The organism is Ideonella sp. (genome assembly GCF_041918995.1).
GTDB lineage: Bacteria > Pseudomonadota > Gammaproteobacteria > Burkholderiales > Burkholderiaceae_C > Ideonella.
In genome coordinates, this window is sequence record NZ_JAYRUN010000009.1 from 170632 (window position 1) to 191618 (window position 20987).

Consider the following 20987-nt stretch of genomic DNA (forward strand, 5'->3'; position numbering starts at 1 on the left):
ATTCATTACGAAGGCGCCTTTGTAGCGGCCGCCTCGCGGCGGCGCTTCTCCGAAACTGCGGTGGCCAGTGGCGGGCGCTCGGCCGCCCGGACGAAGCAGTCCGGCATGGCGGCCAGCGACGGCACCGGCGCTCGGCCGCGGGCCCGGTGCTCGCTCGGGCTGTGCCCCGTGATGTCGCGGAAGGTGCGCCCGAAGCTGCCCAGGCTCTCCCAGCCCGTCTGGAACGCGATGTCGGTGACGGGCAGGTCGGTGTCGCGCAGCAGCGCCTTCGCGCGCTCGATGCGGCGCGTGAGCAGGTAGCGGTGCGGCGGCGTGCCGAAGGCCTGCTTGAAGGCGCGCGCGAAGTGCGCCTCGGACACGCCGCCCACGGCCGCCAGGCGTTCGACCGGCCAGGCTTCGTGCGAGGCCGCATCCATGCGGTCGCGCGCGCGCAGCAGCCGGCGCAGCAGCTCGGGGTCCTGGGGCGGGCTCATGGCCGCGCCTCGGCCAGCTTCTCGTCGGCCTCGGCCTGCGCCGGCGCGTCGGCGTGGGGCTCGGGTTGCGCGGCCTCGGCCTCGGGCTCGTGGCTCAGGTGGATGTACACGGGGAAGTGGTCCGAGCCGAAGAACGGCAGGCGGCGGAACTCCACCAGCCGGAAGTCGTTGGAATGGAAGAAGTGGTCCAGCGGAAAGCGCACGAAGCGGTGCTTGGCGTTGAAGGTGTTGAACATGCCGCGCCCCACGCGCGGATCGAGCAGGCCGCTGATCTTGCGGAACAGCGCGCTGGTGTGGGACCAGGCCACGTCGTTCATGTCGCCCATCACCACCACCGGTCCGGGCTGTCGCTTGACCTGCCGGCCCACGAGCACGAGCTCGGCGTCCCGCTGCGCGGAGCTGGCGGCCTCGCCGGGCGCCGGTGGCCGCGGGTGCAGGCAATGTAGCGTCACCTCCGCCCCCGTGCCCAGGCGCACGCGCAGGTGGATGGACGGCACATCCGGCTGCACCAGGAACGCCACCTCCGGCGCGATGAGCGGCAGGCGTGAGTACAGCGCCATGCCGTAGGTGTTGTCCTGGGGCCGCAGCAGCGTGTGGGGGTGGCTGTGCCGCAGCTCGCCCAGTGCCTCGATCCAGGCGTCGTCCACCTCGAGGGCCAGCACCACGTCGGGCTGGCATCGCCGCACCGCGGCCAGCAGGCCGTCGGCGTGGCGGTTGCTCTGCAGGACGTTGGCGAACAGCAGGCGCAAGTGGCCCGGCCCATCGGCCAGCCGGCTGTGCTGCACCTGCACCCGCGCCAGGCGCGTGTAGGGCAGGATGCGCCGCACCTGCAGCACCAGGCACGCCAGCAGCAGCCCGCGAAACGCATGCGGGGCCGCGCCGCCGCCGCCCATCGCCGCATGGCCCACCAGCACCGCCAGCAGGCCGGCGGCCAGCTGCAGGCGGGGGAAGTCGAACACCCGCACCCACCAGCTCGTCTGGCGCCACAGCGGCAGCAGCGTCGCCACGGCCAGTACCGTTCCTGCCACCCACAGCGTCGTCTCCACCGCCGATCCCTTGTTGCCTGGGTGCCGCCCGAGAGCAAGCCACGTACCGAGCCGGTCGCGGCAGGCGCGGGTGCAGGGGTGGGTCCCCCGGGGCCCCTACACTGCCGGCCATGCCCGCCGCCCGCCGACGCCCGCCCGCCGCCGAGCCGCCGATGACGAGCCGGCTGGTGCTGCAGACGCCGCTGGGCGCACTGCTGGACGAGAAGCGGGTGCGGCTGCTGGAGGCCATCGGCGAATGCGGCTCGCTCACACGCGCCGCGCGCGCCGTGCCGCTGTCGTACAAGGGCGCGTGGGACGCGCTGCAGGCCCTGCAGGCGCTGGCGCCCGAGCCCCTGGTGCAGCGCGCCACGGGCGGCGCGGGGGGCGGCGGCACGCGCCTGACGGCCCACGGGCGTCAGCTGGTGGCGATGTACCGCGAGATGGCCCGGCGACAGCAGAGCCTGCTGGACCGGCTGCCCGGCCTGCCGCCCGGCCCGCCGGGCGAAGCCGCGCGCACCCGCGTGCGCCGTGCAGCGCTGCGCAGCAGCGCCCGCAACCAATGGCCCGCGCGGGTGCAGTCGCTGGCCGACCGCGGCGGCCTGGTGGACGTGCAGCTCGCGCTCGGCGACCTGGGCGAGCCCACGTCGGCCGCCGAGACGGTGGTGGCCGTCATCACGCCGGAATCGGCCGCCGGCATGGCCCTGCCCCGGCAGCGAGGTGTTCGTGCTGTTGAAGGCGCCGGGCGTGCGGGTGCAGCGCCAGCCGCCGCGTCGTGCCCCGGGGCGCAACGTGCTGCGGGGCACCGTGGCGGCGCTGCGCCCCGGCGAGCACCACACCGGCGTCACCCTGCGCCTGGGCAGCGGGCGCGAGCTCAGTGCGGTGCTGCCCCGCGGCGACGCCGCGGGGCTCGCCGTGGGCGAGCCGGTGCACGGCATGTTCGACGGCGACCAGCTGGTGCTGGTCGGTTTCGGCTAGGCGAGGCCTGCCCGTCAGCGGCGATAGGGGTTGCGCGGCCGGTCGTCGTAGCGATTGGGCGCCCCATCGTTGTCGCGGTCGCGGTCGTAGGTGTTGGGCACGCCGTCACGGTCGGCGTCGTGCACGTAGCCCGGGCGGGCGGGGGCCACCACGCAGGCGCTGAGGGTCGAGAGGGCCACCGCGCTGGCAGCCACGAGGCAGAGTCGTTTCCACATGATCGGTCTCCTGTGCGATGGGGCCACTGTGCGGTGTCCGGCGCGGCCACGCAGTCGGCCACCGCACCCGCATGGCGTAGGACAAGGCCGACATGCGCCCCCCAAGCCGCGGATGGACAGAAGCGGGCCCACGCCCCACCATGCCGCCCACCCATGATCCAGCTGCTCGGCCAACCCTCGTCGATCAATGTCCGCAAGGTGCGGTGGCTCCTGCACGAGCTGGCCCTGCCGCATCTGCAGGTCCCCTACGGCGCCGGCCACCAGCCCACCGACACCGCCGAGTTCCGTGCCCTGAACCCGAACGGGCTCGTGCCCGTGCTGCGGGACGGCGAGCTCGTGCTGTGGGAGTCCAACACCATCTGCCGCTACCTCGCCAGCCGCGAGCAGCGCGACGACCTGCTGCCGCGCGCGCCGGCACCGCGCGCGCGCATCGAGCAGTGGATGGACTGGCAAGCCACCGAGCTCAACACCGCCTGGCGGTATGCCTTCATGGCCCTCGTGCGGCACAGCCCTGCGCACACCGACCGCACCGCGGTCCGCGACAGTGTCCAGGCGTGGAACCGCCACATGCAGATCATCGACGCCCAGCTCGACAAGACCGGCCACTTCATGGCCGGGCCCGACTTCACCCTGGCGGACATCGTGATCGGCCTGTCGGTGAACCGCTGGCTCATGACGCCCATGGCGCACGCGGAGCTGCCGGCCGTGGCCGCCTATGTCGAGCGGCTCGGCCAGCGCACCGGCTATCGCCTGCACGGCGGCAACGGCACCCCCTGACACTGCCCCACCCCGCGTCGTCGCCACCATGGACCGCCCGCCCCTGCCAGCCACCGTCCACCCGCAGGCCGCCACCCGCCGGCGCCGCCCCTGTCGAATCCACCGGGTGCCGTTCGTCGACGTGTCGTACGGCATGCCGCCCCCCCTGGAGTCCCGATGAGCCCGACCGACCCCTCCCCCGCCGCGACCGCCGCCGTCGCGCCGCCTCCCGCCCGGTCCTCGCTGTGGCGGGACGTGCGCGACGCGATGCGCGGCACCGGGGCCGACTACACCCGCATCCCGCTGCGCCGCGCGGTGTTCCTGCTGGCCGTGCCCATGGTGCTCGAGCTGGTGCTCGAGTCCACCTTCGCGGTGGTGGACATCTGGTTCGTCGCCCGGCTGGGTGCGTCCGCCGTGGCCACGGTGGGCCTCACCGAGACCTTCCTCTTCCTGCTGTATGCCGTGGGCATCGGGCTGGCCATGGCGGTCACGGCCGTGGTGGCGCGGCGCACCGGCGAGGGCGACCGCGACGCCGCCGCCGTGAGCGCGGCCCAGGCGATCTGGGTCGCGGTGCTGGCCTCGGTGCCGTTTGCCGTGGTGGGCATCGTCTACGCGCGCGAGCTGCTGCAGCTCATGGGCGCGGACGACTGGACGCTGACCCACGGCGTGGGCTACCTGCAGTGGATGCTCGGCAGCAACGTGGTGATCATGCTGCTGTTCGTCTGCAACGCGATCTTCCGCGGCGCGGGCGACGCGGCCGTGGCCATGCGCGTGCTGTGGGTGGCCAACGGCCTGAACATCGTGCTGGACCCGATCCTCATCTTCGGCTTCGGCCCGGTGCCGGCCATGGGCGTGGAGGGCGCGGCCATCGCCACCGTCATCGGCCGCGGCACGGGCGTGCTGATGCAGCTATGGATCCTGCTGCGCGGCAGCCCGCACATCCGGCTGGCGGCGGCGCAGCTCGGCCTGCAGGCCGCCACCTTGTGGCACCTGGTGCGCACCTCGCTGGGCGGCATCGGCCAGATGATCGTGGGCATGACGGCCTGGATCTTCCTCATGCGCGTGCTGGCCGAGGTCGGCAGCGAGGCGGTGGCCGGCGCCACCATCGCCATCCGACTGATGATGTTCACGCTGATGCCGGCCTGGGGCATGTCCAACGCGGCGGCCACCCTCGTGGGCCAGAACCTCGGCGCGGGCGAGCCGGCGCGCGCGGAGGCCGCGGTGTGGCGCATCGGCTGGTACAACATGGTGTTCACCGTCGCGGTGTCGGTGGTGTTCTTCCTGTTCCCCCGCGAGCTGATGGGGCTGTTCACGGACGAGCGCGCCGTGGTCGACATCGGCGCCCGGTGGCTGCGCATCCTGTCGTACTCGTACTTCGTGTACGGCTGGTGGATGGTGGCCGTGCAGGCCTTCAACGGCGCAGGCGACACGGTGACGCCCACCAAGATCAACCTCGTGTTCTTCTGGCTCATCCAGATCCCGCTGGCCTGGCTGCTGGCGCTGCACCTGGACTGGCAGGCGACCGGCGTGTTCTGGGCGGTGTTCGTCTCCGAGACGTCGGTGGGCCTGTTCACGCTGTGGCTGTTCACGCGCGGGGGCTGGAAGGCGGCCAGGGTCTGACGCCCCGGCCGCGCCGACACTCACATCTGCGCGATCCCGCCGTCCACCGCGTACTCCGCCCCGGTCACGAAGGACGCATCCGGCGACAGCAGGAAGGCGGCGACGGCCGCCACCTCCTCGGGCCGTCCGAAGCGGCCCAGCGGCACCTGTTGCAGCACCGCCTGGCCGAACTCGGCCACGGCCGACGCGGGCATGCCGGAGCGGTCGAAGAACGCCGTCTCGATGGGGCCAGGGCTCACCGCATTGACGCGGATGCCGCGCGGCGCCAGTTCGCGTGCCAGCACCCGGGTGAGCGTGCGCAGTGCGCCCTTGGTGGACGAGTAGATGGCCATGGTGCCGAAGCCCTTCTCGTGCGCCACCGAGGTGTTGAGCACCAGCGCCCCACCGGGTGCCAGCAGCGGCGACAGCGCGCGCGCCTGCAGCAGCGGGCCGCGCACGTTCACGGCGAACTGCGCGTCGAACTCCTCGGCCGTCACCGCCTCCAGCGGCTGGAAGCGGCCGAAGCCCGCGTTGAAGAACACGCCGTCGAGCCGGGGAACCCGCTGGCGCACGGCGTCCGCCAGCACGTCCGCCGCCTGCGGGTCGGCGGCGTCGTTCTGCACATAGTCGGCGTGGTCGCCGAGCACGGCGCGGGCGGCCTGCAGCGAGGCGCTGCGCGAGCCGGTGACGACGACGCGCGCGCCTTCGTCGGCCAGCCGGCGCGCGGTGGCCAGGCCGATGCCGCTGGTGCCGCCGGTGACGAGCACGGTCTTGTGGGCGAAACGTGACATGTTCAGGTCCTTGGGATGAAGGCCGCCGCGGCGACCGGGAGGCCCTACGATAGGCAGTCGATTTGCACAAGAACATTCGCAAGATGAGCAAGAAGAACTTGCATTCACGCACAGGAAACCTCGACTGGAACGACCTGCGCACGGTGCTGGCCGTGGCGCGCGCGGGCAGCCTCAACGGCGCCGCGCGTGAGCTGGGCCTGCAGCACTCCACGGTGTTCCGCCGCATCGAGGAGGCCGAGGCGCGCATCGGCGCCCGCCTGTTCGAGCGCTCGCGCACCGGCTGGCGCACCAATGTGCAGGGCGACGCGGTGGCGGCGGCCGCGGCGGAGATGGAGGCGTCCGCCCTGGCCGCCGAGCGCGCCATCAGCGGCGCGGACGCGCGCGTCGAGGGGGTCATCCGCCTGGCCACCAGCGAGATGCTGGCCGGCGACCTGCTGCCGCCGCTGCTGCACCGGTTCCTGGCCGAGCACCCCGGCATCGAGCTGGAGGCCGACGTGTCCAACCGCGCGGTGGACCTGACCCGGCGCGAGGCCGACCTGGCGCTGCGCGCCACCGCGCGCCCGCCTGAATCCATGGTGGGCCGCCAGGTGGGCGAACTGCGCTACGCCTTCTACGCGGCGCGCTGCCTGCTGCCGCGCCGCGGCGGCACGCCGGTGCTGCAGGCGCTGCCCTGGGTGGGCTTCGACGACCGGCTGGCGCACACCGGCATCGCCCAGTGGTTCGGCCGCGCGCTGCCGGACGTGCGGCCGCGCCTGAAGGCCGATTCACTGCCCGCCATGATGAAGGCCGCGGCGGCCGGCATCGGCGCCGCGGCGCTGCCCATGTTCGCCGCGGCGCAGGAGGCGCGGCTGGTGCGCATCAGCGACCCGATCGAGGGCCAGGCCATGGGCCTGTGGCTGCTGCACCACCCCGACGTGCGGGGCAATGCGCGCGTGCGGCTGCTCATGCAGTGGCTGGCCGAGCAGATCCCCAGGGAGCTGGAGCAGCTCACCACCCACGGCAAGACCTGGGCGTGCTTCGCGGCCTGCCCGCTGGGCCGACGGCGGCGCGTCAGGCCATCAGCGCCACCCCCTTGACCTGGGCGTACAGCCGGTCGCCGGGCGCCAGGCGGAGGGTGTCGGCGCTCCTGCGGGTGATGCGCGCGAGCAGGTGCCGCTCGCCCACCGCCAGGCGCAGCAGCACGCTGTGCGGCTCGGGCTGCATGGCCTGCAGCGTGGCCGGCAGCACGTTGAGGATGCTGGTCTCGGCAGGGCACTGGCGGCTCACGCTCACGTCGCGCGCCGCCACGCGGGCACGCACGGCGTCACCCACCCGGGCGGGCCCGGCGCCGGCCCACAGCTGGCCGCCGGGAAACCCCAACCGCACCAGGCCGTAGCCCTCGTCGTGCGCGAGCACGGTGGCGTCGATCACCACGCCGGCGTCGTCGGCGCGCGCCAGGGGCAGATCGGTGCGCGACAGCAGCTCGGCAGCCGGGCCGGCGGCGCGCACCCGGCCGCCGTCCATCAGCACCAGGTGGTCGGCCAGGCGGGCCATCTCGTGCCAGTCGTGGGTGACGTAGACGATGGGCACGGCGCCCTCGCGGCCAAGGCGCTCCAGGTACGGCAGCAGCTCGGCCTTGCGTGCGGCGTCCAGCGCCGCCAGCGGCTCGTCCATCAGCAGCAGCTGCGGCCCGCTGGCCAGCGCCCGGGCGATGGCCACGCGCTGGCGCTCGCCCCCGGACAGGGTGCCGGGGCGCCGGTGCATCAGCGCCGCCACGCCCAGCAGGTCGACCAGGGCGCCGACGGGGGGGGCGGCGGGGCCCGCCGCGGCGCGGCGGCGCTGGCCGTAGGCGATGTTGTCCGCCACGCTGAGGTGGGGGAACAGCGCGGCCTCCTGGATCACGTAGCCGATGGGCCGGCGGTGCGCGGGCAGGAACTCGCCGCGCGCGTCGTCCTGCCACGGCTCGCCGCGCACCCGCACCGTGCCCTCGGTGCGCTCGATGCCGGCCAGCGCCCGCAGCACGGTGGTCTTGCCGCAGCCCGAGGGGCCGAACAGCACGCTGACACCGGAGCCCGGCAGCGCCAGCGCCACGTCGAGCGAAAAGCCGCCCGGGCGCGCCAGTTGCAGCCGTGCCTGGATGCCGGCGCCGCTCATGTGGCGCGCTCCCGCGGCCGGCGGTTGGCCAGGTGCAGCAGCAGCAGCGTGGCCAGGGCGAAGCCCACCAGCCCGGCGGCGAGCCGGTGCGCGCTGGCGAACTCGGCCGCCTCGACGTGGTCGTACAGCGCCACCGACAGCACGCGCGTGGCGCCCGGGATGTTGCCGCCCACCATGAGCACCACGCCGAACTCGCCCACCGTGTGCGCGAATCCCAGCACCGTGGCGGTCAGGAAGCCCGGCCGCGCCAGCGGCACGGCCACGCTGAAGAAGCGGTCCAGCGGGCTGGCGCGCAGCGTGGCCGCGGCCTCCAGCAGGCGCTCGGGCACGGCCTCGAAGGCCTGCTGCAGTGGCTGCACCACGAAGGGCAACGAGTAGATGACCGAAGCCACCACCAAGCCGGCGAAGGTGAAGGGCAGCCGCCCCCAGCCGAGCGACTCGGTGAGCCGGCCCACCGGCCCGTCCGGCCCCATCAGCAGCAGCAGGTAGAAGCCCAGCACGGTGGGTGGCAGCACGAGCGGCATGGCCACCAGGGCGGCGGCCAGGGGCCTGGCGCGCGAGCGGGTGCGCGCCAGCCACCACGCCAGCGGCGTGCCCAGCAGCAGCAGCAGCACGGTGCTCACCGCGGCCAGGCGCGCGGTGAGGCCCACGGCCGTCCAGTCCGCCGGGCTCATGGGGTCATCGCGGCAGCGCGTAGCCGTGCGCCTCGATCAGCGCCCGCGCGGCCGGGCCGCGCAGGTGGTCGAGCAGGGCACGGGCGGCCGGGTTGTGCGCGCCTGCCTTCAGCAGCACGGCGTCCTGGCGGATCTCGCGGTACAGCGCCGGTGGCACGCGCCACAGGGAGCCCTCCGGCGCCCGGCCGGGCACGGCCACCTGCGACAGGGCCACGAAGGCGAGGTCGGCGTTGCCGGTGAGCGCGAACTGGTGGGCCTGGGCGATGCTCTCGCCGGTCACCAGCCGGTCGGCCACCGCCGCGTGCAGCCCGCGCGCCTGCAGCACCTGCAGGGCCGCCGCGCCGTAGGGCGCCACCTTGGGGTTCGCGATGGCCAGGCGGCGAAAGCGGGGCGACGCCAGCACGGCGCCGTCGCCGTCCACCAGGCCAGGCGTGCGGCTCCACAGCACGAGCTGGCCGATGGCGTAGGTGAATGCGCTGCCGGGCACGGCATGGCCTTCGGCCAGCAGCCGGCGGGGTGTCTCGTCGTCCGCGGCCAGCAGCACCTCGAACGGCGCGCCGCCCGCCGCCACCTGCGTGTAGAACTTGCCGGTGGCGCCGGACGACACCTTCAGCGTGTGGCCGGTGGCGGCGCTGAACGCCTCGCCGATCCGGGCCAGCGGCCCGGCGAAGTTGGCGGCCACCGCCACCAGCACCTCCGCCGCCTGGGCACGGGGCGCGGCGAACGCGGCGGCGGCGGCGGCGAGCGCGGCGGCGCACCGCGCGGCCGCCCTGCGCCGCGACGCCGCCGCGCGGGCGGGGCACCGTGGGCGGCGGGGCGGCGTGGTCATCCACGCAATATAGCGCGCTATATCACGCGCGCCAGCGCGCGCAGTGCCGCCACGCCCACCGGCGGCTGCGCGCACCAGGGCACCAGGAAGCAGCGCGCCGCCAGGCCGCCCGCCACCCGGTCGATCTGCCGCCGTTCGCCGGCCATGCGGGCGGCCAGCACCGGCGAGCGGGTGCCCGAGGCGACCAGGCTGCGGTTGATCACCCAGGCGTAGGGCTCGATGCGGGCGCGGCGCAGGTCGTCCTGCAGCGCGGCGGCCTCGGATACGGGCGTGGTCTCGGGCAGCGTGACGAGCACGATGCGCGTGGTGGCCGGGTCCTGCAGCCGCATCAGCGGCGTGACGAAGCGCGTGCCCGAGTCCCCCACGTCGCGGGCCATCTGCCGGTGGTAGGCGCCGGTGGCGTCCAGCAGCAGCAGCGTGTGGCCGGTGGGCGCGGTGTCCAGGATGACGAACCCGCTGCGTGCCTCGGACACGACACGCGAGAAGGCGTGGAACACCGCCACCTCCTCGGTGCAGGGCGAGCGCAGGTCCTCGAGCATCAGGGCGCGCGCGGCGTCGTCCAGCCCGCGGCCCTTGGTGGCCATCACCTTGTCGACGTAGCGCTGGGTCTCGGCCTGCGGGTCGATGCGGTCCACGCGCAGGCCGGGCACGCTGCCGTCCAGCGTGGCGTCCAGGTGCGCGGCCGGGTCGGTGGTGGACAGGTGCACGGTCTTGCCGCGGTCCACCAGCGCCAGCGCGAGGGCGGCGGCGACGGTGGTCTTGCCCACGCCGCCCTTGCCCATCACCATCACCAGCCCGCGGTCCTGCTGCGCCAGCTGCTCGACCAGGGCGTGCAGCCCGGGCACGGGCGCGGCCGCGGGGCCGGGGTCGGCGGCCGGCGGCGGCACCGGTGCGGTCCCGTCGGCCAGCGCCCGCAGCGCCGCCAGGCCCACCATGTCGAAGCTGCGCAGCGGCACCTCGGTGCGCGGAAGCAGGCGCAGGGCGTCCGGCATGGCGGCCAGGGCCGCCTGCTGCTGGGCCTGCAGGGCGGCGGCCACGGCGTCGTCGCCGGGCGGCTCGGTGAACACGCCGTTGACCGCCAGCCATTGGTTCGCCAGGCCCATGCCGAGCAGCTCGCGGTGGGTACGGTCGGCTTCGCGCAGCGCCGGGGCGTCCGGCCGGGTGACCAGCACCACGCGCGTGTGCCCCGGGTCGGCCAGGGCCTGCATCGCCTGGCGGAAGCGGGCCTCCTGCATCTTCAGCCCCGAGTGCGGGCCCAGGCAGGAGGCCCCCCGGTCGTTGCCTTCCAGGAAGCCGGTCCAGGCCTTGGGCAGGCTCAGCAGGCGCAGGGTGTGGCCGGTGGGCGCGGTGTCGAACACCACGTGGTCGAAGCCGGCCGCCTCGCCGGCGAGCAGGCCGGCGAATTCGTCGAAGGCCGCGATCTCGGTGGTGCAGGCGCCCGACAGCTGCTCGCGTACCGTGGCCCGTTCGTCGTCCGACGCCTCGCCCGGCATCTGCGCCAGCACGCGCTGCCGGTAGGCCTCGGCCGCATGGTCGGGATCGATGTTCATGGCGTGCAGGCCCGGCGCGCCGGGCACCGGCACCGCCGTGTCGCTCAGCGGGCACTGCAGCATCTCGTCCAGGTTGGACGCCGGGTCGGTGCTGACCAACAGCACCCGCCGGCCGCGGCCGGCCAGCGCCAGGGCCACCGCGCAGGCCAGCGAGGTCTTGCCCACGCCGCCCTTGCCGGTGAAGAACAGTGTGCGCGGTGCCTGCTGCAGCAGGTGGCCCCATCCCGTGTCCGTCATGTCCGACTCCTTGCGCCCGCTTCGTACCAGCCCTTGCTGCGGTTGACCACGCGCACCACCAGCAGCATCACCGGCACCTCGATCAGCACGCCCACCACGGTGGCCAGCGCCGCACCCGACTGGAAGCCGAACAGGCTGATGGCCGCCGCCACCGCCAGCTCGAAGAAGTTGCTGGCGCCGATGAGGGCCGACGGGCAGGCCACGGCATGGGACTCGCCGGCGCGCCGGTTCAGCCAGTAGGCCAGGCCCGAGTTGAACACGACCTGGATGAGGATGGGCACCGCCAGCATGGCGATGACGAGCGGCTGCTGCAGGATCGCCTCGCCCTGGAAGGCGAACAGCAGCACCAGCGTGGCCAGCAGCGCCGCCATGGACCACGGGCCGATGCGCGCCAGCGCGGCGTCGAACGCGGCCGGGCCGCGCTGGAGCAGCGCCCGGCGCAGCACCTGGGCCACGATGACGGGGATGACGATGTACAGCCCCACCGAGGTGAGCAGCGTGTCCCACGGCACGGTGATGGACGACAGGCCCAGCAGCAGCGCCACGATGGGGGCGAAGGCGAACACCATGATGGTGTCGTTCAGCGCCACCTGGCTGAGCGTGAACAGCGGGTCGCCGTGGGTGAGCCGGCTCCAGACGAACACCATGGCGGTGCACGGGGCGGCGGCCAGCAGGATGAGCCCGGCGATGTAGCTGTCCAGCTGGTCGGCGGGCAACCACGGCGAGAAGAGCTGGCGCACGAACAGCCAGCCCAGCAGCGCCATGGAGAACGGCTTCACCGCCCAGTTGACGAACAGCGTGACGCCGATGCCGCGCCAGTGCCGGCGCACCTCGTGCAGGGCGCGGAAGTCCACCTTCAGCAGCATGGGGATGACCATCACCCAGATCAGCACGCCCACGGGCAGGTTGACCCGCGCCACCTCCATGCGGCCGATGGCCTGGAACGGCCCGGGCAGCCACTGCCCGAGGGCGATGCCGGCGACGATGCACAGCGCCACCCACACGGTGAGGTAACGCTCGAACAGGTTCATGGGCGCCGGGGTGTCGGCCGGCGTGGAGGGGGTCAGGAGGGGGGTGGACATGGGTTCAGCTCCGGCCGATCTCGTCGAGCGCCGCCTGCAGCGCGGGGCGGTCCATGGTGGCCAGCGGCAGCGCCAGCAGCTGCAGCAGGCGGTAGCCTAGGGCCTGCCGCGTCAGCTCGAACGCGCGGCGCTTGCCCGCGTCGCCGCCGTCGGCCAGGGATGGGTCGGGGTAGCCCCAGTGCACCTTCACCGGCTGGCCGCCGGTGCCGCCGAAGAAGACGGGGCAGGACTCGGCAGCCGCGCTGTCGCACACGGTGACCACCACCGACAGCGGCGGCGCGCCGTCCCGGGTGAATTCGTCCCAGCTCTTGCTGCGGTAGCCGGCCGTGTCCACGCCGGCATCGCGCAGCACCTCCAGGGCGAAGGGGTTGAGGCGGCCGCTGGGCGCACTGCCCGCGCTGTGCGCCCGCACGTCCCGGCCCAGCCGGCCGGCCAGGTGGTTGAGCATGCCTTCGGCCAGCACGCTGCGCGCGGAGTTGTGGGTGCAGAGGATGAGGATGTGGGTGGTCATGGAGCGGGTCTCTCAGGGGCAGGCACAGGCGGGCGTGTCGAGGGCGCAGGGCTGGCCCTCGCAGCAGTGGGCGGTGAGGAAGCCCAGCAGACCATTCATGCGGGCGAAGCGGGCGCGGTAGACGATGTGGCGCCCGTCGCGCGCGGGGGCCACCAGGCCGGCGCCCAGCAGCTCCTTCAGGTGGAAGGACATGGAGGCGGGCGAGATGCCGAGCCGCTCGCTCAGCACGCCGGGCGTGAGGCCGTGCTCGCCGGCCACCACCAGGGCGCGGAAGGCGCGCAGCCGGTGCACCTGGGACAAGGCGCCCAGCGCGCGTGCCACCTCGGCTTCGTCCATCTGATCGGCCATCTGATCGGCCATGCCCTGGGCCGCGTTCCCGTCGCTCGTCGCATCCGCCATGGCGGCCCGCCTTATTCAAACGTTTCGTGAATTGTTTGATTTCACCATGACGCCCGTGTGACATCCATGTCGCACCCGCTTGCACGCCCCCATTAGTTCAAGTATTCTTGAATTCATGGATTCACACCTCGTTGTTCAAGCGTTGGCGGCCCTGGCCCATCCCGTCCGGCTGCAGGCCTTCCGCGCCCTGGTCGTGGCCGGGCCCGAAGGCCTGCCGCAGAAAGCCCTGGCGGAGGCGCTGGGCGTCGGCCCCACCAACCTGGCCTTCCACCTCAAGGAGCTGGCCACCGCGGGTCTCGTGGTGCCTGCGCAGGCGGGGCGCTACGTGCTGTACCGCGCGGGCTACGCCCGCATGAACGAACTGCTGGCCTACCTGACCGACAGCTGCTGCGCCGGCCCGGCGGGCGCCGCCGGCGTGTCCCCTGCGGACACCGCCCCGGCGCTGTCCGACGACCGCTGCGGCTGCTGAAGCCACCCCACCTCACTGCCCATTTCAGGAGATCCCATGTCCTGCTCGAGCCTGTCCCTGCGCCCCGCCCACCCGGCCGACTGGCCGGCCATCGCCGCCTTGCTGCAGGCGCACCAGCTGCCGCTGGAAGGGGCGCGCGAGCACCTGTCCACCTTCCTCGTCGCCACCGAGGGCGCGGCGCTCGTCGGCTGCGCCGGCGTCGAGCCGCACGGTGACATGGCCCTGCTGCGCTCGGTGGCCGTCGCCCCGGGCCGCCAGCACCAGGGCGTGGGTGGGCAGATGGTGTCGCTCGTGCTCGAAGAAGCCCGTCGGCGCCAGTTCCGCTCGGTGTTCCTGCTCACGACCACGGCGGCCGGGTACTTCGAGCGGCTCGGCTTCCGCCGGCTGCCGAGGGCGTCCGCCCCGGCGGCGCTGCAGGGCTCGGCCGAGCTGCAGGGCGCCTGCCCGGCGAGCGCGCAGCTCATGGCGCTGGACTTCCCGCGGCCGGCCGCCACGGCGCTGGACGGGCTGCCCGTGGCGATCCTCGGCGCGGGCCCGGTGGGCCTGGCGGCGGCGGCACAGCTGATCGAGCGGCAGATGCCCTTCGTGATCCTGGAGGCGGCCGGCCGCGTGGGGGCCCACCTGCTGGACTACGGCCATGTGCGCCTGTTCTCGCCCTGGCGCTACAACATCGACCCCGCCGTGGCCCGGCTGCTCGCGCCCACCGGCTGGCAGGCGCCGGCGCCGGACGGCATCCCGCTGGCGCGCGAGGTGGTGGAGCAGGTGCTGGAACCCTTTGCGGCCCTGCCCGCGGTGGCCGGCGCGCTGCGCCTGAACACCCGGGTGCAGGCGATCAGCCGCGAGGGCGTCGACAAGGTCAAGAGCGCGGGCCGCGCGCAGGCCGCCTTCGTGGTGCGAGCGGTGCACGACGGCGAGCCCGTCGAGATCCGTGCGCGCGCCGTGATCGACGCCACCGGCACCTGGAGCCAGCCCAACCCGCTGGGCGCGGGCGGCCTGCCGGCCCACGGCGAGGCCGAGGCCGCGGCGCACATCGCCTATGGCATCCCCGACGTGCTGGGCACGGCGCGCGCGCGCCATGCGGGGCGGCGCACGCTGGTGGTGGGCGCCGGCCATTCCGCGGCCAACGCGCTGCTGGCGCTGGCCGAGCTGGCACGCGAGGCGCCGGGCACGCAACTGGTGTGGGCCGTGCGCTCACCCGTGCTGACGCGCGTGTTCGGCGGCGGATCGGCCGACGCCCTGCCCGCGCGCGGCGCGCTCGGCACCGCCTTGCGCCAGCTGCGCGACGCCGGCGGCATGGCGTTCCACGCCGGCCTGCGCATCACCCGCGTCGTCCGCGTGGCGGGCCGCCTGGACGTGCACGGCATCGGCGCCAGCGGCGAGCCCCTGCACCTGGCGGGCATCGACGAGATCATCTGCGCCACCGGCCAGCGCCCCGACCTGTCGCTCACCCGCGAGCTGCGCGTGCGGCTCGACCCCTGGCTGGAATCCACCGAGGCGCTGGGCCCGCTGATCGACCCCAACCTGCACAGCTGCGGCACCGTGCGTCCCCATGGCCACCGTGAGCTCGGCCACCCCGAGCCGGGCTTCTACACGCTGGGCGTGAAGAGCTACGGCCGCGCGCCCACGTTCCTCATGGCCACGGGCTTCGAGCAGGCCCGCTCGGTGGTGGCGGCGCTGGCGGGCGACGAGGCGGCGGCCGACCGCGTGGAACTCGACCTGCCGGAAACCGGCGTGTGCAGCGTGGGCGGCAGCGCCACGGAGGGGCTGGCCACCGGCGCGGACGCGGGCTGCTGCGGCGGCCCGGCCGTGCAGGACACCCAGGCCTGCTGTGCGCTGGACGAGCAGCAGCGTGCGCAGGGCGGGGTGGGCTGCGGTTGCGGGCCGTCGGCGGCGGCCCCGGCGGTGGCGGCCACCGCCGCGCCCACGCCCGCCCCGGCCCGCGCACGCACCGCCTGCTGCGGATGAGCGCGGGGCGCGCCGCCACGGTGGTGGCGCTGGGCACGGCCCAGACGCTGGCCTGGGCCTCCACCTACTACCTGCCGGCCATCCTCGCCGAGCCCATGGCGCGCGAGCTGGGCACCACCGCCGCCACCGTGTTCGCCGCCTTCAGTGCGGCGCTGGTGGTGTCCGCGGTGGTGGGGCCGCATGCCGGCGGGCTGATCGACCGGCACGGCGGCCGGCCGGTGCTGCTGGCCAGCAGCGCGCTGTTCGCGCTCGGCCTGGCCGCGCTGGGCCTGGCGCAAGGCCCGGCCAGTCTGGTGCTGGCCTGGCTGCTGCTCGGGCTCGGCATGGGCAGCGGCCTGTACGAGGCGGCCTTCGCCACCCTGGTGCGCCTGCATGGCCCCGAGGCGCGCCCCAGCATCACCGGCATCACGCTCATCGCCGGCTTCGCCAGCACGGTGGGCTGGCCGCTGTCCGCCTGGCTCGAGTCGCATCACGGCTGGCGCCAGGCCTGCTTCACCTGGGCGGCGCTGCACCTGCTGCTGGGCGCGCCGCTGAATGCCTGGCTGCCGCGCGCCGGCTCGCCCGTGTCGGCCCTGGCGGGGGCGTCGCCGCCCACCCCGCCAGGGCCGCGGGCCCCGCCGCCCGAGGTGGCCTGGAGGCCGCTGCTGCTGCTGTCCTACGTGTTCGCGGCCACCTGGTTCATCTCCACCGCCATGGCGGCCCACCTGCCCCGCCTGATGCAGGCCACCGGCGCGACGGCCGCCACGGCGCTGTGGGTGGGCGCCCTGATCGGGCCGGCCCAGGTGGCGGCGCGGCTGCTGGAGTTCGGCCTGCTGCGCCGGCTGCACCCGCTTCAGTCGGCCCGCGTGGCCGCGGCCCTGCACCCGGCCGGGGCGCTGCTGCTGGGCGTGGCGGGCCCGGTGGCGGCCCCGGCGTTCGGGGTGCTGCACGGCGCGGGCAACGGCATCCTTACCATCGCCAAGGGCACGCTGCCGCTGGTGCTGTTCGGGTCGGCCGGATACGGCCGCCGGCAAGGCTGGCTGATGGTGCCGGCTCGCGCCGCCCAGGCGCTGGCGCCGTGGCTGTTCGGGCTGGCGCTGGATGGCCTGGGCGCGGGTGCCTGGGTGGTGTCCGCCGGGCTGGGCGCGAGCGCCTGGCTGGCGCTGGTGGTCCTGGGGCCGGTGCGCGACGGGCCGCCGCCGTGCGCGCCCGACGCCCCACGCTGAGCCCGCCGCCCGCGTGCATACTGCGCGCCTTGCCACGCGCACCGCATGCCATGGACGACCACGACCTCGGGTTCACCCCCCGCCGCCGCAAGAACGGTGACGTGGAGGTGCTGCACCACGGCCGGCTCGCGGCCACGCTGCGTGGCCGGGACGCCGACGAGCTGATGCAGGCCGTGGCCGACGGCGACGCCGCGGCGGCCCAGCAACTGATGGCACGGCTCACCGGCAACTACAAGCGCGGCAACGAGCGCACGGCCGGCGACCACCCGCGCAACCGGCAGCGCTGACGCGGCCGGCGACGCCCGGCCGTTCCGCGCCGCTGCGCGCTGCCCCCGGCTGCTACCCCGGCGCCTCGACGGTGTGCTGGATGCCGCCCACGGCATGCAGCCGCTGCACCAGCCGCAGGCTGTGGGCATGCACGCGCTGCCGCGCGTCGGCCACGCCGTCCCGGTCCCCGTGGCGGTGCTGTCGCAGCAGGGCGGCCGCCTGCTCATGCAGCGCGCGGTGCAGGCCGTCCAGCTCGTCCAGGCCGTTCTCCAGCACGGCGTCGGGAGCGCCGGCACGGGCGCCCTGCAGCCACACGCCGAAGCGGCAGTCGACATGCGACATGGGCGGCGGCTCGTGCCGCTCCCCGTCCAGGAACCCGTCCAGCGCGCGCAGCCAGGCGAGGTGATCCACGCTGGCGTACAGGAACGGCATGGCCTCCCCGGCGAGCGGGCGCGTGTGCGCCCAGGCGGTCGGCGGCTGCCAGGTCGCCACCCAGCCCGGTACCTGCGCCGCGGGCATGGGCCGGGCGATGCCGTAGCCCTGGCCCAGCTCGCAGCCCAGCCGCAGCAGCAGCGTGCCGTGCGGCTCGGTCTCCACCCCTTCGGCCACCACCTCCTTGCGGAAGGCGCGCGCCAGGCCCTGCACGCCGAGCAGGATGGCCAGGTCGTCGGGGTCGTGCAGCATGTCGCGCACGAAGCTGCGGTCGATCTTGATCTCTCGCACCGGCAGGTGCTTCAGGTAGGTGAGCGACGCGTAGCCCGTGCCGAAGTCGTCGAGCGACACGCCCACGCCGAGTGCCCCGCAGTCGGCGATGACGCGCGACACGCCCGCGATGTCGGCCAGCGCGCTCGTCTCCAGCACCTCCAGCGTCAGGCGGCCGGCCGGCACCCCGGGCCGCGCCCGCAGCTGCGCCTGGAGCTCGGCCACGAAGCCCGGATGCTGCAGGTGGGGCGCCGAGATGTTCACGCTGACCTTCACGTCCAGCCCCAGGGCGGACCACGCCTGCACCTGGCGCAGCGCGGTGCCGATGACCCAGCGCCCGACGTCGAGCTCCAGCGGGTGGCGCTCGATGGCCGGCAGGAACGCATCCGGGCGCAGCAGGCCGCGCTGCGGGTGGCGCCAGCGCAGCAGGGCCTCCATGCCCACCACCGCGCCACTGCGCATGTTGACCTGCGGCTGGTAGTGCAGCTCGAACTCGCCGGCGGCCAGCCCGCGGCGCAGGTCCTCCACGCTCTCGTGGCGGCTGCGCACGTCGCGGTCCAGCTCGGCGTCGAACACCTGGTAGCGGTTGCGGCCGGCCAGCTTGGCCTGGTACATGGCCTGGTCGGCCTGGCGCAGCAGCTGGTCCGCCTCGATCGGCTCGCCCTGGGGGTAGAAGGTGAAGCCGATGCTGCCCGACACCTGCAGCACCTGCCCGGCGTGGGCCACCGGCCCCGCGGCGGCCGCCAGCAGCCGCTGCACCATGGGCAGGCAGTCGTGGTCGCGCTCGAGGTCGGTGATCACCGCCACGAACTCGTCGCCGCCGACACGCGCAATGGTGTCGGATTGCCGCAGGGCCTCGCGCATGCGGGCGGCCAGCGCCACCAGCAGGTCGTCGCCCGCCAGGTGGCCATGGCGGTCATTGACGGCCTTGAAGCCGTCCAGGTCGATGAGCGCCACCACCAGCCGGGTGCCCGTGCGCCGCGACCGCGCCATGGCCTGCTCCAGGCGGTCGGCCAGGAGCACGCGGTTGGGCAGGCCCGTGAGCGCGTCGTAGTGCGCCAGGCGCTCCAGCTGCCGCTGCTGCTCCTTCTGCGGCGTGATGTCGGTGAACAGGCCGACGTAGTGCTGCACCTGCCCGTCCGGGCCGGTCACGGCGGTGATGGTGAGGCTCTCCGCGTAGTACTCGCCGCTGCGGCGCCGGTTCCAGATCTCGCCGGTCCAGTGGCCGTGCGCGGACAGGTCGGCCCACATGCGGGCGTAGAACTCCGGCCCCTGCCGCCCCGATTGCAGCAGCCGCGCATTGCGGCCCACCACCTCCTCGGGGGCATAGCCCGTCACCTCGCAGAAGGCGTGGTTCACCTCCACGATGGTGCCGGCCGGGTCGGTGATGAGAATGCCCTCCCGCGCACGGGTGAACACGCTGGCGGCCAGCGACAGGCGCCGCTCCGACTCGCGGCGCTCGCTCACGTCGTAGCACTGGCCGATGAAGCCGATGAAGCGGCCTGCGCTGTCGGTGCGCGGCCGGCTGTCCATGTGCAGCCACCGGTAGCCGCCGTCCGCCCGGCGCAGCCGGAACTCGGCCTCGAACGGCTGTCGCTGCGCGAAACCGCCTGCCCAGGCGGCCAGGCAGGCCGCCCGGTCGTCGGGGTGCAGGCCGTGCTGCCAGCCGTCGCCGGCTTCCTCGGCCGCCGACCGGCCGGTGAAGCGCAGCCAGGGTTCGTTGAAGTAGTCGAGCCGGCCCTGCGCGTCGGACGTCCACAGCAGGGCGGCGCCGCCATTGGCCAGCTGGCGGAAATGCAGCTCGCTGTCGCGCAGCTGCGCCTGCTGCAGCACGAGCAGGGCCTGGTTGCGCCGCCGCAGCTGCCAGGCCGCCGCCATGGAGGCGGTGGTCACCGCGCCGATGAGCAGCAGCCACAGCGCCTGCCAGCGCGCCCACACGTCGCGCAGGCGCAGCGTGCGCGGTGCGTCGAAGGGCGGCAGGCCGAGCGTGCGCGCCAGGTTCTCCACCGGCAGGTAGTCGCCCGGCGGGGCGAAGCCGCCGATGCCCGCCGCGCGCGCCACGGCCGAGTGCTCGTCCAGCGCCATCAGGCTGCTGGCGATCCGGCGCACCTGGCGCTGGTCCACATGGGGCAGCGCCACCACGGCCCACTCGGGGTACAGCCGCGTGGACACCTTGTACGGGAAGTGCGGCGGGTGCTGCGGGTTCAGCACCACGAGCGGCCGCAGGTCCACCGCGCCCTGGCGCGCCAGCTCCTCCAGCACGCCGGTGCGCACGAAGCCGTAGTCCACGCGGCCCGCCAGCACGGCATGCACCACCTGGTCGTGGCTGCCCAGCACCTCCAGCTCGGCGTCGCGCGGCAGCTCGATGCCGCGCTCGAGCAGCTCCAGCGCCTGCGCCTGGTAGCCGCCCAGGAAGCGGGTGCCCGGCACGCCGATGCGCTGGCCACGCAGCTGCGCCAGGCCATCCCCTTGCGCGCGCGCCTGCCGCGCGATCACCACGCCACCCAGCTGGGAGGTGGCCACGCCGTCTTCCATGCTGACCAGCGTGGCCAGGGCGCCGGTGAGCGGGTTGCGCGTGCGCAGCAGCGTGTAGTGGCTGGGGTTGGTGATCAGCAGGTCCACCTGGCCGGCGGCCAGGGCCTGCTCCATCTGGGCCTGGTCCAGCACCCGCAGCTGCACGGGCTCGCCGTCCAGCTGGGCGGACAGGTGCGCGGCCAGGGGCCGATAGCGCTGCTCGATCACGTCCTTGGGCCGGTAGGCGACCACCGCCAGCGTGAGGGCCTGCGCCGCCCCGGGGGCAGCGCCAGCGACGCGCACAGCAGTCCCCACTGCAGTCCCCGCTGCAGCACGCTCAGCAGCGCGCTCGGCAGCCCGCACGGCAGCGCGCCCACGCGCCGCCGTCGGCCACCCCGCGCCGCGTCTCCCGTCCCCCTGCCCATGCGCTCACCCCGCATCCACGGCCACCGGGTGCGCGCTGCGCCGTTGCATGCGCCTGGCCGGTGCCCCGGGGCCGATTGTCGCGCGGCATGCCCCTTGCCGAGGGAAGCAGGCATCCCCCACCGTGGGCGGGCCGGCGGCCCCCGCCCCCCCCCCCGGCCCCCCGCGCCCCGCCGCCCCCCCCCCCCCCGCG

Annotated in this window: 20 protein-coding genes and 1 pseudogene; 9 read left to right on the top strand and 12 right to left on the bottom strand. The window is 74.6% G+C overall.

The window, feature by feature from the left end:
• Nucleotides 1-5 precede the first annotated feature (5 nt).
• Both ACE3UN_RS10365 and ACE3UN_RS10370 read right to left on the bottom strand, forming a co-directional pair.
• Complete coding sequence (locus tag ACE3UN_RS10365; protein WP_374674861.1) at nucleotides 6-473, bottom strand: helix-turn-helix transcriptional regulator; 468 nt, start codon at nucleotides 471-473, stop codon at nucleotides 6-8.
• Nucleotides 470-1519: an endonuclease/exonuclease/phosphatase family protein gene (locus tag ACE3UN_RS10370; RefSeq protein WP_374674862.1), complete on the bottom strand. Its 1050-nt coding sequence runs from the start codon at nucleotides 1517-1519 to the stop codon at nucleotides 470-472. Before ACE3UN_RS10370 ends, ACE3UN_RS10365 begins: the two co-directional genes overlap by 4 nt.
• A gap of 152 nt (nucleotides 1520-1671) precedes the next feature.
• Here ACE3UN_RS10370 and ACE3UN_RS10375 point away from each other — a divergent pair.
• Both ACE3UN_RS10375 and ACE3UN_RS10380 read left to right on the top strand, forming a co-directional pair.
• Nucleotides 1672-2199: pseudogene (locus ACE3UN_RS10375) on the top strand (molybdenum-dependent transcriptional regulator); the annotation flags it as partial.
• 16 nt (nucleotides 2200-2215) lie between these two features.
• Nucleotides 2216-2473 (top strand): TOBE domain-containing protein, encoded by a 258-nt coding sequence (locus tag ACE3UN_RS10380; protein WP_374674863.1) that lies wholly within the window; start codon nucleotides 2216-2218, stop codon nucleotides 2471-2473.
• 14 nt (nucleotides 2474-2487) lie between these two features.
• On the opposite strand, the gene ACE3UN_RS10385 is transcribed toward ACE3UN_RS10380, so the two are convergent.
• Nucleotides 2488-2688, bottom strand: coding sequence for a thrombospondin type 3 repeat-containing protein (locus tag ACE3UN_RS10385; RefSeq protein WP_374674864.1), 201 nt, complete (start codon nucleotides 2686-2688; stop codon nucleotides 2488-2490).
• Nucleotides 2689-2841: 153 nt separating this feature from the next.
• Between ACE3UN_RS10385 and ACE3UN_RS10390 the strand changes: the two genes are divergently transcribed.
• Complete coding sequence (locus ACE3UN_RS10390; protein ID WP_374674882.1) at nucleotides 2842-3465, top strand: glutathione S-transferase family protein; 624 nt, start codon at nucleotides 2842-2844, stop codon at nucleotides 3463-3465.
• A gap of 156 nt (nucleotides 3466-3621) precedes the next feature.
• A complete protein-coding gene (locus ACE3UN_RS10395; protein WP_374674865.1) occupies nucleotides 3622-5064 on the top strand; it encodes an MATE family efflux transporter in 1443 nt (480 codons plus the stop codon).
• Nucleotides 5065-5084: 20 nt separating this feature from the next.
• Here ACE3UN_RS10395 and ACE3UN_RS10400 read toward each other — a convergent pair whose 3' ends face one another.
• Entirely contained in the window at nucleotides 5085-5834 is a 750-nt protein-coding gene (locus ACE3UN_RS10400) for an SDR family oxidoreductase (RefSeq protein ID WP_374674866.1), read from the bottom strand.
• Nucleotides 5835-5917: 83 nt separating this feature from the next.
• On the opposite strand from ACE3UN_RS10400, the gene ACE3UN_RS10405 reads away from it, so the two are divergent.
• Entirely contained in the window at nucleotides 5918-6910 is a 993-nt protein-coding gene (locus ACE3UN_RS10405) for a LysR family transcriptional regulator (protein ID WP_374674867.1), read from the top strand.
• On the opposite strand, the gene modC is transcribed toward ACE3UN_RS10405, so the two are convergent.
• Genes modC through ACE3UN_RS10440 form a run of 7 tightly spaced genes read right to left on the bottom strand, consistent with a single transcriptional unit; the run spans nucleotide 6885 to nucleotide 13186 of the window.
• A complete protein-coding gene (gene modC / locus ACE3UN_RS10410; RefSeq protein ID WP_374674868.1) occupies nucleotides 6885-7967 on the bottom strand; it encodes a molybdenum ABC transporter ATP-binding protein in 1083 nt (360 codons plus the stop codon). The genes ACE3UN_RS10405 and modC overlap by 26 nt on opposite strands.
• Complete coding sequence (modB, locus tag ACE3UN_RS10415; protein WP_374674869.1) at nucleotides 7964-8641, bottom strand: molybdate ABC transporter permease subunit; 678 nt, start codon at nucleotides 8639-8641, stop codon at nucleotides 7964-7966. Before modB ends, modC begins: the two co-directional genes overlap by 4 nt.
• A gap of 4 nt (nucleotides 8642-8645) precedes the next feature.
• Nucleotides 8646-9470, bottom strand: a complete 825-nt coding sequence (gene modA, locus ACE3UN_RS10420; protein WP_374674870.1) for a molybdate ABC transporter substrate-binding protein — start codon at nucleotides 9468-9470, stop codon at nucleotides 8646-8648.
• A gap of 17 nt (nucleotides 9471-9487) precedes the next feature.
• Nucleotides 9488-11257, bottom strand: a complete 1770-nt coding sequence (gene arsA, locus ACE3UN_RS10425) for an arsenical pump-driving ATPase (RefSeq protein WP_374674871.1) — start codon at nucleotides 11255-11257, stop codon at nucleotides 9488-9490.
• A complete protein-coding gene (gene arsB / locus ACE3UN_RS10430; protein WP_374674872.1) occupies nucleotides 11254-12339 on the bottom strand; it encodes an ACR3 family arsenite efflux transporter in 1086 nt (361 codons plus the stop codon). Before arsB ends, arsA begins: the two co-directional genes overlap by 4 nt.
• A 4-nt stretch (nucleotides 12340-12343) precedes the next feature.
• Nucleotides 12344-12850, bottom strand: coding sequence for an arsenate reductase ArsC (locus ACE3UN_RS10435; protein ID WP_374674873.1), 507 nt, complete (start codon nucleotides 12848-12850; stop codon nucleotides 12344-12346).
• A 12-nt stretch (nucleotides 12851-12862) separates the two neighbouring features.
• On the bottom strand, nucleotides 12863-13186 hold the full coding sequence (locus ACE3UN_RS10440; protein WP_374674883.1) for an ArsR/SmtB family transcription factor: 324 nt from the start codon (nucleotides 13184-13186) through the stop codon (nucleotides 12863-12865).
• A gap of 178 nt (nucleotides 13187-13364) precedes the next feature.
• Between ACE3UN_RS10440 and ACE3UN_RS10445 the strand changes: the two genes are divergently transcribed.
• Genes ACE3UN_RS10445 through ACE3UN_RS10460 form a run of 4 tightly spaced genes read left to right on the top strand, consistent with a single transcriptional unit; the run spans nucleotide 13365 to nucleotide 17175 of the window.
• Entirely contained in the window at nucleotides 13365-13718 is a 354-nt protein-coding gene (locus ACE3UN_RS10445; RefSeq protein ID WP_374674874.1) for an ArsR/SmtB family transcription factor, read from the top strand.
• Nucleotides 13719-13754: 36 nt separating this feature from the next.
• Nucleotides 13755-15683: an arsenic resistance N-acetyltransferase ArsN2 gene (gene arsN2 / locus ACE3UN_RS10450; RefSeq protein WP_374674875.1), complete on the top strand. Its 1929-nt coding sequence runs from the start codon at nucleotides 13755-13757 to the stop codon at nucleotides 15681-15683.
• Entirely contained in the window at nucleotides 15680-16888 is a 1209-nt protein-coding gene (locus ACE3UN_RS10455) for an MFS transporter (RefSeq protein WP_374674876.1), read from the top strand. Before arsN2 ends, ACE3UN_RS10455 begins: the two co-directional genes overlap by 4 nt.
• Before the next feature lie 50 nt (nucleotides 16889-16938).
• Entirely contained in the window at nucleotides 16939-17175 is a 237-nt protein-coding gene (locus ACE3UN_RS10460; protein WP_374674877.1) for a hypothetical protein, read from the top strand.
• A 52-nt stretch (nucleotides 17176-17227) separates the two neighbouring features.
• Here ACE3UN_RS10460 and ACE3UN_RS10465 read toward each other — a convergent pair whose 3' ends face one another.
• Nucleotides 17228-20674 carry an EAL domain-containing protein gene (locus ACE3UN_RS10465; protein WP_374674878.1) on the bottom strand — a complete coding sequence of 1149 codons (3447 nt, stop codon included), beginning with the start codon at nucleotides 20672-20674 and terminating at the stop codon, nucleotides 17228-17230.
• Nucleotides 20675-20987: the final 313 nt, after the last annotated feature.